This is a genomic window from Sphingomonas telluris, assembly GCF_022568775.1.
GTDB classification, from domain to species: domain Bacteria; phylum Pseudomonadota; class Alphaproteobacteria; order Sphingomonadales; family Sphingomonadaceae; genus Sphingomicrobium; species Sphingomicrobium telluris.
Window position 1 is genome coordinate 1,613,976 of sequence record NZ_JAKZHW010000001.1, and the last position, 13,180, is coordinate 1,627,155.

Here is a 13,180-nt window from a genome sequence, read left to right on the forward strand (position 1 = left end):
CATGAGCAGCGCCGCCCAAGCTTCTTCCCGGCCTCAGCCGCAGCCCGTTTCGGGCGCGCGGCTGGTGGTCGAGGCCCTGGAACGTGAAGGCGTCAAGCACGTCTTCGGCTACCCGGGCGGCGCCATTATGCCGGTTTACGATGCGCTGACCGGCTCATCCCTCAAGCACATTCTCGTCCGTCACGAGCAGGCGGCTGCGCTTGCGGCCGACGCCTACGGGCGGGTGACGGGCAAGCCAGGCGTATGCATCGCAACCTCCGGCCCGGGCGCGACGAACCTCGTCACCGGCATCGCGAACGCTTTCCTCGACAGCGTTCCGATGGTCGCCATCACTGGCCAGGTCGCCTCCCCGCTGATGGGCACCGACGCGTTCCAGGAAGTCGACATCTTCGGGATCACGCTGCCGATCGTGAAGCACAGCTTCCTGATCCGCAGCACAGCCGACATCCCGCGCGTCTTCGCGGAGGCGTTCCGCATCGCGACGTCGGGACGACCCGGCCCGGTCCTGATCGACCTGCCGAAGGACGTCGGCGTCATCGCCGCGGTCCCGCATGAGGTCGATCTCCCGGAAGAGCCCGAGGTCGAGATCGACGAAGCAGCGCTTGCGGTCGCCAATGCCCTGATCGCGGAGGCGAAGTCTCCGGTCCTCTATTTCGGCGGGGGTGTGGCGATTGCCCGCGCCGAACGGGCCGTGCGCGAGTTCGCCAAGCGCAGCGGCATTCCGGCAGTCGCGACGCTGAAGGGCCTCGGCGGAATTCCGACGGACGAGGCGAACTTCCTGGGCATGCTCGGCATGCACGGAACGCGCGCGGCCAACATGGCCGTCGACAATTGCGACCTGCTGATCTGCGTCGGCGCGCGCTTCGACGACCGGGCGACCGGCAAGCTCGACAGCTTCGCCCCGGGCGCGAAGGTCATCCACATCGACGCCGACGCTGCGGAGGTCGGCAAGCTGCGCGTCCCGCAGGTCGCGCTGATCGGCGACATGTCGACCATCGTCGATCGCATGACGGCGAAGCCGAATATTGCCGAATGGGCCGAGCAGTGCCGCGCGCAGAAGGAAATCTGGGCAGCGCGTTACGACGCTCCGGGCCAGGGCATTTATGCGCCCGCTCTGCTGAAGGAGCTTTCGGAAGCCGCCGGCGACGGCGCTATCTTCACCTGCGACGTCGGCCAGCACCAGATGTGGGTCGCCCAGCACTGCCGCTTCAGCCGCCCGCAGGCGCATCTGACCAGCGGCGGCCTCGGCACGATGGGCTATGGCGTTCCGGCCGGAATGGGCGCGGTGCTCGCCGAGCCGGAAGCGACCGTGATCACCATCTCCGGCGACGGCTCGTTCATGATGAACGTGCAGGAGCTGGCGACCCTGCGCCGCTATCGCCTGCCGCTGAAGATCGTCCTCATAGACAATTCGCAGCTCGGCATGGTCCGCCAGTGGCAGGAGCTCTTCTTCGAGGAGAATTTCTCGGAGATCGACCTCAGCGACAATCCGGACTTCTCGGAAGTCGCGCATTCGTTCGGCATCGAGGCGTTCACGATCGACCATCGGGCGCAGGTTGGCCCCGCAATCCGGCGGCTGCTGAGCACCAACGGGCCGATCCTGATGCACGTGCGGATCGATCCGCGCGAGAACGTCTGGCCGCTCGTCCCGCCCAACAGCTCCAACGTCCAGATGATGGAGAAGGGCTGGTGACCGAGCGCCTGACCGTCACTCTCGCGCCGGCCGAAGGCGCCATCGTCCGGGTCCTCGGGCTCGTTGAACGGCGCGGCTACGTCCTGCGCGGCCTGTCGATGAAGGAGAAAGCAGACAGCGCTTCGCTCGTCATCGACGTCGAGCCGCGCGACGGCAGCCGCCGGACGCCCGTCCTCGCCCAACAGCTCGCCCGTCTGATCGACGTCCGCGCCGTTTCCCTTGCAACCCGCGATGCAGGATCGCTCGCATGACCCAGGTCCGGATCTTCGACACCACGCTGCGCGACGGCGAGCAGGCCCCCGGCTTCTCGATGACGCCCAACGCCAAGCTGCGCATGGCGAAAGCCCTCGCCGCACTTCGCGTCGACGTCATCGAAGCAGGTTTCGCCGCCGCATCGCCCGGCGACGCCCAGTCGATCATGGAGATTGCGGGAACGATCGATGGCCCCGTCATCTGCTCGCTCGCGCGCGCAGTCCGCAGCGACATCGTCGCCTCGGCAAGCGCACTGGCGCCAGCGACGCGCAAGCGTCTGCACGTCTTCCTCGGCACTAGCCCGATCCATCGCGAAGCCAAGCTTCACATGACCCGCGAGCAGGTGCTCGAAGCGATCCGCTCGTCGATCGCCTTCGGCCGCGACTATTTCGACGACGTGGAATTTTCGGCGGAGGACGCAATCCGCACGGAGCGCGACTTCCTAGCCGAAGCGCTGTCGCTGGCGGCCGCCGAGGGCGCCTCCACACTGAACGTTCCCGACACGGTGGGCTACACGACGCCGGAAGAGATCTACGACCTCTTCCGTTTCCTCGACGAAGCCGTCGACCGGCCGGAAGACGTGATCTTCTCCACGCACTGCCACGACGACCTCGGCATGGCCGTTGCCAACTCGCTGGCCGCAGTCCGCGCGGGCGCGCGTCAGGTCGAGTGCGCGGTCAACGGCATCGGCGAGCGCGCCGGCAATTGCGCGCTGGAGGACGTCGTCATGGCGCTGCGGACGCGCGGCAACGTCTACAATGCGACGACGGGCGTCGACACGACCAAGATCATGGCCGCGAGCCGGACCCTGTCTCAGGTCACGAACACCCCGCCCCCGCGCAACAAGTCGATCGTCGGCGCCAACGCGTTCGCGCACGAAAGCGGCATCCACCAGCACGGCATGCTGCAGAACCGCGAGACCTACGAGATCATGAAGCCGGAGGACATCGGCCTCACGACCGAGGGCATCGTGCTCGGCAAGCACAGCGGACGGCATGCCTTGGCCGCGCGTGCCAAGGCGCTCGGCTTCGTCCTCGAGGGCGAGCAGCTCGACCAGACCTTCACCGCCTTCAAGATCGTCGCCGACGAGGTTGGAACGGTCGATACGGCCCGCCTCGTGGCGCTGTTGTCGGAAGCGCAGACGCACCGGCCGCAGGACCTGTGGAAGCTGTCGAAGCTCGACATCCGCGCGCCCCTGTCCGTCAGCGCCTGGCCAGTCGTTCGCGTCGAGCTGGAGCATGGCGAGCGCGGCCGTGTCACCGACATAGCCAGCGCGCCCGGCGCTCTCGACGGAGCTTTCGCGGCAGTAAGCCAGATGATGGGCGTGCCTGCGCGCGTCGACAGCCTGGAGATGCAGTACATCGCCGCCGACCGCGACCAGCCTGCTCCGGATGGCCAGGGCGCCAGCGTGCTCGTCGAAATGACCATCGAAGTGGACGGCGAGATCTTCGCCGGCCGTGCCCGTTCCCGCGATATCCTGCCCTGCTGCGTGTCGGCCTACATCGACGCCGCGAGCAACGCGCAAGCGGTCCGCGACCTTCGGGAAAGCAATGCAAGGAAGGATCAGGCCGCGTGATCAACATCGTCGTACTGCCGGGCGATGGCATCGGGCCGGAAGTCACCGCCGAAGCGGTCGCCTGCCTTCGACAGCTGTCGACAGAGCGCGACCTCGGGCTGCGCTTCACGGAGCATGATTTCGGCGGCGTGGCGATCGACAAGCACGGGCATCCGCTGCCCGAGGCGACGCTCGAGGCCTGCCGCAACGCCGATGCCGTGCTGCTCGGCGCAGTCGGCGGCGACAAGTGGAACGACGCTGCGGTCAGGCCCGAAGCCGGGCTCCTCAGAATTCGGGAAGAGCTCGGCCTCTTCGCGAATCTGCGTCCCGCGAAAGTGCTCGAAGGCATGCAGGACATATCCCCCCTGCGCCCCGACATTTCGCGGGACGCAGACATCCTCGTCGTTCGCGAGCTGATCGGCGGCATCTATTTCGGCGAGCGCACGCGCGGGGACCACTCGGCCTCCGACCTGTGCACCTACAGCCGCGACGAGATCGAGCGGATCGCGCACGTTGCTTTCCGGGCGGCGACCCACCGCCGGCAGAAGGTGACATCCGTCGACAAAGCCAACGTCCTCGCAACTTCGAAGCTGTGGCGCGAGACGGTGACCGAAGTCGCGAAGTCCTATCCGGGCATCGAGCTGGAGCACATGTACGTGGACGCCTGCGCGATGGCCGTGATGACCCATCCGCGGCGTTTCGACGTCATCCTGACCGAGAATTTGTTCGGCGACATCCTGTCCGACGAGCTTTCAGTGATCGGCGGATCGATCGGTCTGCTCGGCTCGGCGAGCGTCGGCTCAGGCGGACCGGGGCTGTTCGAGCCGATCCACGGTTCCGCGCCGCAGATAGCAGGGCTCAACGTCGCCAATCCCGCAGGCGCGATCGCCAGCGCGGTGATGATGCTCGACGAGCTGGGGCTCAGCGACAGCGGACGCCTGCTCTCCTCAGCGCTCGACGTCACATTGCTCGAGGGATGTCGGACGGGCGATCTCGGCGGAAGCGCAACGTGCACCGAGTTCGGCGCGCGCGTCCGTGAGAACCTGCGCTCCGGCCTCACCCGCGTCGACGCCTATCGCGAGCTGATCGCAATGAACCGCGGTTGCTGCGGATGAGCGAGAGGCCGCGCACCCTCTACGAGAAGATCTGGGACGCGCACGTCGTCGAGCGGCGCGAAGATGGAACGTGCCTGATCTACATCGATCGGCATCTCGTCCACGAAGTGACCTCGCCTCAGGCGTTCGAGGGGCTCCGCCTCGCCGGCCGCGAGGTCCGCCGCCCCGACCTGACCCTGGCGCTTGCGGATCATAACCTTCCGACGACGCCGCGCCTGAAGGGCAATGGCGGCCCGATCCTGATCGAGGATCCGGCAAGTGCGGCGCAGCTTGCGGCGCTTGAGCAGAATGTCGCCGAATTTAGCGTGCCCTACATCGACGCCCTCGCCGCCGAGCAGGGCATCGTCCACGTCGTCGGCCCCGAACAGGGCTTCACCTTGCCCGGAACGACCGTGGTTTGCGGCGACAGCCACACGGCGGCGCACGGGGCGCTCGGCGCCCTCGCCTTCGGCATCGGCACGAGCGAAGTCGAGCATGTGCTCGCCACGCAGACCCTGCTGATGAAGCCGTCGAAGACGCTGGAAATCCGGGTGGACGGAGAGCTCGGCTTCGCGGTCACGCCCAAGGACTTGATTCTCGCCATCATCGCCAAGATCGGCGTCGGGGGCGGTGCCGGACATGTCATCGAATATCGCGGCAGCACCTTCTCGGCGATGAGCATCGAGGGTCGCCTGACGGTCGCCAACATGTCGATCGAAGCCGGCGCGCGCTCAGGCCTGTTCGCGCCCGACGAGAAGACCTTTGCCTATCTGAAGGATCGCCCGATGGCGCCAAAGGGTGCCGCGTGGGACCGTTCCGTCACAGCCTGGCGCGCTCTGGCCACCGACGAGGGCGCTCGCTTCGACCGCTCCGTTCGCTTCGATGCGAGCGAGGTCGCACCAACGGTGACCTGGGGCACGACGCCGGAGGACGCGCTGCCGATTACGGCGACCGTGCCCGATCCCGACGGCTTCGAAAGCGCTTCGAAGCGCGAATCCGCGCGGCGGGCGCTCGACTATATGGGCCTCGAAGCCGGTCAGCGGCTGCAGGACATCCAGGTCGAGCACATCTTCATCGGCAGCTGCACCAACAGCCGCATCGAGGATCTGCGGGCGGCAGCTGCCGTGATCGACGGCCGCAAGGTCCACGACCGCATCAAGCAGGCGCTGATCGTCCCCGGCTCGGGCCTCGTGAAGCGCCAGGCCGAAGCCGAAGGACTCGACCGAATCTTCATCGACGCTGGCTTCGACTGGCGCGAGCCGGGTTGTTCGATGTGCCTGGCCATGAACCCGGACAAGGTCCCACCGCGCGAGCGCTGCGCCTCGACCTCCAACCGCAATTTCGTCGGGCGGCAGGGTCCGGGCTCGCGGACGCACCTGATGTCGCCCGCGATGGCTGCCGCGGCTGCCGTAACCGGCAAGCTCACGGACGTGCGCGATCTCGTTGGCAATGTCGGGGAACTGGCGGCATGACCCCGTTCACCCGCGTCGAAGGCCGCGCTTATGTGCTGCCGCTCAGCAACGTCGACACCGACCTCATCATTCCGGCCGAGCATCTCAAGACGATCCGCCGGTCGGGACTCGGCTCGCATGCGTTCGAGGCGCTCCGCAGCGTTCCGGGCAACACGTTCGACGATCCAGTGAACGCAGACGCACCCATCATCGTGGCGCTCGACAATTTCGGCTGCGGATCGAGCCGCGAGCATGCCGCCTGGGCGCTTGCCGATCTCGGCGTCCGCGCAGTCATCGCACCGAGCTTTTCGGACATCTTCGCCGGGAATGCGTTCAAGAACGGCATCGCCGCCGTGGAACTGGACCATTCCGCCGTGGAGACCTTGCTCCATGCCGCCCGCAAGCACAGCATCGCCGTGGACCTGGAGGCCATGACGGTGACTTCCTCGGCAGGCGATCATTTCACCTTTTCCATGGATCGATTCCGGCGTGAATGCCTGCTCGCCGGACTCGACGAAATTGCCCTGACGCTCACGCACGAGCCGGCGATCCGGGCCTATGAACAGAGAGTGGGGATCTGACGTGTTGAGAGCGCCAGGTAAGCAAGGACTGTACGACCCCGCGAACGAGCATGATGCATGCGGCGTCGGCTTCATCGTCAACATCAAGGGCGAGAAGTCGAACGACATCGTGCGCGACGGACTCCAGATCCTCGCCAACCTCGACCATCGCGGCGCGAAGGGCGCGGATCCACTGGTCGGAGACGGGGCGGGCTGCCTGATCCAGATCCCCGACGAGCTGTTCCGCGACTGGGCGGCTGAGCGGTCGGTCAACCTGCCGCCACCCGGCGATTACGCCGTCGCCATGTGCTTCCTGCCCCAGGACGAGGAGGCGCGCGACGCTGCCATTGCGCGGCTGGAGCGGTTCATCGAGATCGAAGGGCAGATCCTGCTCGGCTGGCGCGAGGTACCGACCGACACAACCGGCCTCGGCCTCGCCGTGCTCGAATCCATGCCCGTCATCCGGCAGGCAGTCGTCGCCCGCGGGCCGCGAAGCGGCGACCAGGACGCGTTCGAGCGCAAGATCCTGACCATCCGCAAGCAGACCCAGAACCCGCTGATGGAGCTGGCGGAGAAGCGCGACCTTCCCGGCCTCGCGGACTTCTACATCCCGTCCTTCTCGACCCGGACGATCGTCTACAAGGGACTGCTCCTCGCGACGCAGGTCGGCAGCTTCTACAAGGACCTGACGGATCCGCGCTGCAAGTCGGCGCTTGCGCTGGTCCACCAGCGCTTCTCGACCAACACCTTCCCGAGCTGGAAGCTGGCGCACCCGTACCGGTTCATTGCCCACAACGGCGAGATCAACACGGTTCGCGGCAACGTGAACTGGATGAATGCGCGCCGCCGCACGTTGGAATCGCCGCTGCTGGGCGCGGACCTCGACAAGATGTGGCCACTGATCCCGCACGGCCAGTCGGACACGGCCTGCCTCGACAATGCGCTCGAGCTGCTGATCGCCGGCGGGTATTCGCTCTCGCACGCGATGATGATGCTCATCCCCGAAGCGTGGGCAGGCAATGCGCAGATGGAGCCCAAGCGACGCGCGTTCTACGAATATTATGCCGCGCTGATGGAGCCGTGGGACGGCCCGGCGGCCATCGCCTTCACCGACGGGCGGCAAATCGGCGCGACGCTCGACCGCAACGGCCTTCGCCCCGCGCGCTTCTGCGTCACCGACGACGATCGCGTGATCATGGCCTCGGAAAGCGGCGTCCTCCCGATCCTGGAGGAGAGCATCGTCCGCAAGTGGCGGCTGCAGCCGGGCCGCATGTTGCTGATCGACCTCGAGGAAGGCCGCATCGTCGAGGACGAGGAGATCAAGTCCCGCCTCGCCGCCGAGCAGCCCTATGGCGAATGGCTCCGCGAGACCCAGTTCAAGCTCGAGGACCTGCCGGCGAATTTCGAGCCCGCGCCTACGTCCAAAGAGGACATGGATAGCGCGCGAAAGGCATTCGGCTACACCGAGGAGGACCTGAAGTTCTTCCTGGAGCCGATGGCGAAGGCCGCGGACGATCCGGTGGGGTCGATGGGCACCGACACGCCTCTCGCGGTTTTGTCGGACCGGCCGCGTCTTGTGTACGATTATTTCAAGCAGAATTTCGCGCAGGTCACGAACCCGCCGATCGACCCGATCCGCGAGGCGATGGTGATGAGCCTCGTGTCGATGATTGGCCCCCGGCCGAACCTGCTCGGCCATCACGCCGGCACGCACAAGCGCCTGGAAGTCACGCAGCCGATCCTGACCGACGAGGACCTGCACAAGATTCGCGGCATCCACGACGTGCTGGATGGCGCGTTCCGCACCCAGACGCTCGATGCCACCTGGGCGGGCGGCAGCGGCCAGGCGCTTGAGGCCGCGCTGAAGCGGCTGTGCTGGGAAGCGACCGAGGCCGTACTCGCCGACATCAACGTACTGGTCATCACCGACCGCACGGGCGGCAGGGACCGCGTGCCGATCCCGGCGGCGCTGGCGACGGCAGCGGTTCATCATCACCTGATCCGGCAGGGCCTGCGCATGCAGACCGGCCTCGTCGTCGAGACGGGCGAAGCGCGCGAGGTTCACCATTTCTGCGTGCTCGCGGGCTACGGGGCAGAAGCCATCAATCCTTACGTGGCTTTCGCGACGCTCGAGGAGCTGCGGCAGGAGCGCAGTATCGAACTCTCGGCCGAAAAGGTTCGCGCCAACTATATCAAGTCCATCGGCAAGGGCATGCTGAAGGTGATGTCCAAGATGGGCATCTCGACCTTCCAGTCCTATTGCGGCGCGCAGATCTTCGACGCCGTCGGCATGTCGAGCAAGCTGGTCGACCAGTATTTTACGGGCACGGCGACGATGATCGAAGGCGTCGGCCTCGACGAGATCGCCGCGGAGACGACTGCCCGCCACCTGCGCGCATTCGGCGATCATGGCGCCCTCGACGTCGGCGGGAATTATGCCTGGCGCGTCAACGGCGAAGCGCATGCGTGGAGCCCGGACACGGTCGCCAATCTGCAGCACGCAGTGCGCGGCAACCTGCCCGACAAGTACCGCGACTTCGCGGAGGGCGTTAACGACCAGAGCCGACGGCTGCTGACCATTCGCGGGCTCCTTCAGTTCAAGCCGGCGGGTCCTGCGGTCCCGCTGGAGGAAGTCGAACCCGCGAGCGAGATCGTGAAGCGTTTCGCGACCGGCGCGATGAGCTTCGGCTCGATCAGCCGCGAGGCGCACACGACGCTGGCGATCGCCATGAACCGGATCGGCGGGAAGTCGAACACGGGCGAAGGCGGAGAGGAGCGCGACCGCTTCACGCCGCTTCCGAACGGCGATTCCATGCGCTCGGCGATCAAGCAGGTCGCATCGGGACGCTTCGGCGTGACGACCGAATATCTGGTCAACGCGGACGAGCTGCAGATCAAGATCGCGCAGGGCGCCAAGCCCGGCGAAGGCGGCCAGCTGCCCGGTCACAAGGTCGACCGGCACATCGCCGCGGTTCGCCACTCGACGCCGGGGGTTGGCCTGATCTCGCCGCCGCCGCACCACGACATCTATTCGATCGAGGATTTGGCGCAGCTGATCTTCGACCTGAAGAACGCCAACGAGCGCGCGCGCGTGTCGGTGAAGCTGGTGTCGGAAGTCGGGGTCGGAACGATCGCGGCAGGCGTGGCCAAGTGCAAAGCCGACCACGTCACCATCTCCGGCTACGAAGGCGGCACGGGCGCTTCACCCCTCACCTCTCTGACCCACGCCGGTCTGCCATGGGAAATCGGCCTCGCCGAGACGCAGCAGACGCTGGTGTTGAACCAGTTGCGCGGCCGCATTGCTGTGCAGGCGGACGGCGGTCTCCGCACCGGGCGCGACGTGGCTGTCGCTGCTTTGCTAGGTGCCGACGAGTTTGGCTTCGCCACCGCGCCGCTGATTGCCGCCGGCTGCATCATGATGCGCAAGTGCCACCTGAACACCTGCCCTGTCGGCGTCGCCACGCAGGACCCGGTGCTGCGTGCGCGCTTCACCGGCACGCCCGAGCACGTCATCAACTACTTCTTCTTCGTCGCCGAAGAGCTGCGCGAGATCATGGCGTCGCTCGGCGTGCGGAAGCTTGAGGAGATGGTCGGCCGCACCGATTTGCTCGATGCTCGGCAGGCCGTCGATCACTGGAAGGCGCGCGGCATCGACCTCAGCAAGCTGCTGTACGCCCCGGAGGTCGCCGAAGAGTCGGCGCGCCGGAACTCGGAACGGCAGAACCACGGCTTGGAGAAGCTGTTCGACCGCGACCTGATCGCGGCGGCCAAGCCCGCGCTCGACAGCCGCAAACCGTTCGTCATCGAACGCGAAGTCCGTAACGTGCACCGCAGCGTCGGCACCATGCTGTCGGGCGAAGTCGCGCGGCGCTTCGGACATGAAGGCCTGGCGCCGGACAGCATCTTCGTCCGGCTGAAGGGCACCGCGGGCCAGAGCTTCGGCGCCTTCGTCGCGCACGGCGTCACCGTCGAACTCACCGGCGACGGCAACGATTATGTCGCCAAGGGCCTCTCGGGCGGCCGCGTGATCGTCCGCCAGCCCGAGCAGGTGGACCGCAATCCCGCGAACAACATCATCGTCGGCAACACGGTTCTTTACGGCGCGATCGCCGGCGAGGCCTATTTCGAGGGCGTCGCGGGCGAGCGGTTCGCGGTCCGCAATTCCGGCGCCGTCGCGGTCGTCGAAGGCGCGGGCGACCATTGCTGCGAATATATGACCGGCGGCGTCGTCTGCGTGCTGGGGCCCGTGGGGCGCAACTTCGCGGCGGGCATGTCGGGCGGCATCGCCTACGTCTACGACCCCGAGGGCCAGCTCAAGAACCAGTGCAACCTCGACAGCGTCGAGCTGGAGAGCGTCGCGCCCGCCGGAACGTCATGGGGCGAAGGCGCTCCCTCGCCCAAGGCCGAGAGCGTTAGCGACTACGGCATGGGGCACCCGATGCGCTACGACGCCGAGCGCGTGCGCGTCCTCCTCGAACGCCACCAGCAGGCAACCGGAAGCCCGAAGGCTGCAGGGCTTCTCGCGGACCTGCCGAACGCGCTGCAGCACTTCGTCAAGATTGTTCCAACCGAATACCGGCGCGCGCTGGCGGACCTCGAATCCGTCGCCGTCGCCGCGGAGTAAAGTCCGATGGGTAAGCCGACTGGGTTCCTGGAAGTCGAGCGGCGCGACCGGAGATATGCGCCGGTCGCGGATCGCGTGCAGCACTTCAAAGAGTTCGTCGAAGAGCCGGGGCCGGAGGCGGTCGCCAAGCAGGCGTCGCGCTGCATGGATTGCGGCATTCCCTTCTGCCATTCGGGATGCCCGGTGAACAACCTCATCCCGGACTGGAACGACCTCGTCTATCAGGATGACTGGCAGGCAGCGATCGACCGCCTGCACCAGACCAACAACTTCCCGGAAGTGACCGGCCGCATTTGCCCAGCCCCGTGCGAAGCGGCCTGCACGCTCAACATCGACGATGCTCCTGTGACCATCAAATCAATCGAGGCGGAGATTGCCGACCGCGCCTTCCGCGAAGGCTGGGTGAAGCCGCACTCCGCGCCGCGAGGAACCGGCAAGCGCATCGCCATCGTCGGCTCCGGCCCTGCGGGGCTCGCCTGCGCGCAACAGCTAGCGCGCATGGGCCATGCGCCGACCGTGTTCGAAAAGTCTGACCGGATCGGCGGCCTGCTCCGCTACGGCATTCCGGACTTCAAGCTCGATAAATCCATCCTGGATCGCCGAATGGAGCAGATGGAGGTCGAGGGGGTCATTTTCCGCACGAATATGGAAGTCGGCGCGACCGTGTCGGTCGAGCGCCTGCTCGACGACTATCACATCCTGGTGCTCGCCGGAGGTGCCGAGCAGCCGCGCGACCTGCCCGTGCCGGGCCGCGACCTCAACGGCGTTCACTATGCGATGGATTTCCTCACGCAGCAGAACAAGCGCAATGCCGGCGACGCCGAGGAAAAGGCGGCTCCCACCGGAGCCATCACCGCGCACGGCAAGCATGTCGTCGTCATCGGCGGCGGCGACACCGGCTCCGACTGCATCGGCACCTCGTTCCGCCAAGGCGCCGCTTCGGTGACGCAGCTTGAAATCCTGCCGCAGCCGCCGCTGCACGAGAACAAGGCGCTGACGTGGCCGAACTGGCCGATGAAGATGCGCACCTCCTCGTCGCAGGAAGAGGGCGCGGAGCGCGAGTTCTCGGTCCTGACGACCGCGTTCGAGGGCGAGAACGGCCAAGTGACGGCGCTGCGCTGCTCCCGCTCGGAAATGGTCGCCGGCCCTGACGGACGGATGGTGATCCAGCCGATCCCGGGTACGGAGTTCGAAATCAAGGCCGACCTCGTCCTGCTGGCGATGGGCTTCGTCGGCCCGCGCAGGGCGGGTGTCGTCGACGGATCGCAAGTGGCACTTACGCCCGCCGGGAACGTGAGGGCGGCGATGACCGACTACCGCACCAGCGGCGAGCGCATCTTCGCCTGCGGTGACATGAGGCGCGGACAATCGCTGGTCGTCTGGGCGATCCGCGAGGGCCGCGACTGCGCTGCAGCCGTGAACGCCTTCCTCGAAGCCGAGCAGAAATCCGAACCCGCGCTGGCCCGCTCGGCCTAGCCCGCCGTCACCGGATAGGCAGTCGTGTACTTCACGCGCTCCATGGCGAAGCGCGAAGTCACATTCTTGAGCGGCACCATCGCGATCAGGCGCTGATAGAAGGCGTCGACCGCGGCCATGTTCGGCACGGTGATCCGAAGCATATAGTCGACGTCGCCGGCCATGCGATAGATTTCCATGACCTCCGGCATCTGGGTGACGGCAGCCGCGAAGCCGTCCAGCCAATCCTTCGAATGATCGCCGGTCTCGATCTCCACGAACACCGTCAGGCCCAGGCCAAGCGCGTCCGGGTCGACCAGAACGACGCGTTTGGTGATGATGCCGGCGTCCTGAAGCTTCTGGATCCGGCGCCAGCAGGGCGTTTGCGACAGGTTCACTCGCTTGGCGATGTCGGCGACCGACATGGAAGCGTCGTCCTGAAGGATGGCGAGGATTTTTCGGTCGGTTGAATCCATCTGTCGTTCCCGCGTGTCGT

At 66.5% G+C, this 13,180-nt stretch carries 9 protein-coding genes; 8 read left to right on the forward strand and 1 reads right to left on the reverse strand.

The genetic code is table 11. From position 1 onward, the window contains the following. The first annotated feature begins 1 nt into the window (after position 1). The 8 genes from ilvG to LZ016_RS08240 are packed head-to-tail and all read left to right on the forward strand — an operon-like array spanning position 2 to position 12,705. The gene (gene ilvG / locus LZ016_RS08205; protein WP_241446899.1) at positions 2-1,693 is read left to right on the forward strand and encodes an acetolactate synthase 2 catalytic subunit; all 1,692 of its coding nucleotides are present in this window, start codon (positions 2-4) and stop codon (positions 1,691-1,693) included. Then, positions 1,690-1,944, forward strand: a complete 255-nt coding sequence (locus tag LZ016_RS08210; RefSeq protein ID WP_241446900.1) for an ACT domain-containing protein — start codon at positions 1,690-1,692, stop codon at positions 1,942-1,944. The genes ilvG and LZ016_RS08210 overlap by 4 nt, the downstream gene beginning before the upstream one ends. Continuing rightward, positions 1,941-3,521, forward strand: a complete 1,581-nt coding sequence (locus LZ016_RS08215) for a 2-isopropylmalate synthase (protein ID WP_241446901.1) — start codon at positions 1,941-1,943, stop codon at positions 3,519-3,521. Before LZ016_RS08210 ends, LZ016_RS08215 begins: the two co-directional genes overlap by 4 nt. Then, positions 3,518-4,615 (forward strand): 3-isopropylmalate dehydrogenase, encoded by a 1,098-nt coding sequence (leuB, locus tag LZ016_RS08220; RefSeq protein WP_241446902.1) that lies wholly within the window; start codon positions 3,518-3,520, stop codon positions 4,613-4,615. Before LZ016_RS08215 ends, leuB begins: the two co-directional genes overlap by 4 nt. Continuing rightward, positions 4,612-6,066: a 3-isopropylmalate dehydratase large subunit gene (gene leuC, locus LZ016_RS08225; RefSeq protein ID WP_241446903.1), complete on the forward strand. Its 1,455-nt coding sequence runs from the start codon at positions 4,612-4,614 to the stop codon at positions 6,064-6,066. The genes leuB and leuC overlap by 4 nt, the downstream gene beginning before the upstream one ends. Beyond that, the gene (gene leuD, locus LZ016_RS08230) at positions 6,063-6,626 is read left to right on the forward strand and encodes a 3-isopropylmalate dehydratase small subunit (RefSeq protein ID WP_241446904.1); all 564 of its coding nucleotides are present in this window, start codon (positions 6,063-6,065) and stop codon (positions 6,624-6,626) included. Before leuC ends, leuD begins: the two co-directional genes overlap by 4 nt. Positions 6,627-6,630: 4 nt before the next feature. Continuing rightward, a complete protein-coding gene (gene gltB, locus LZ016_RS08235) occupies positions 6,631-11,229 on the forward strand; it encodes a glutamate synthase large subunit (RefSeq protein WP_241447492.1) in 4,599 nt (1,532 codons plus the stop codon). A gap of 6 nt (positions 11,230-11,235) precedes the next feature. Further along, positions 11,236-12,705, forward strand: coding sequence for a glutamate synthase subunit beta (locus LZ016_RS08240; RefSeq protein WP_241446905.1), 1,470 nt, complete (start codon positions 11,236-11,238; stop codon positions 12,703-12,705). Here LZ016_RS08240 and LZ016_RS08245 read toward each other — a convergent pair. Further along, complete coding sequence (locus tag LZ016_RS08245) at positions 12,702-13,160, reverse strand: Lrp/AsnC family transcriptional regulator (protein WP_241446906.1); 459 nt, start codon at positions 13,158-13,160, stop codon at positions 12,702-12,704. The genes LZ016_RS08240 and LZ016_RS08245 overlap by 4 nt on opposite strands. Positions 13,161-13,180: the final 20 nt, after the last annotated feature.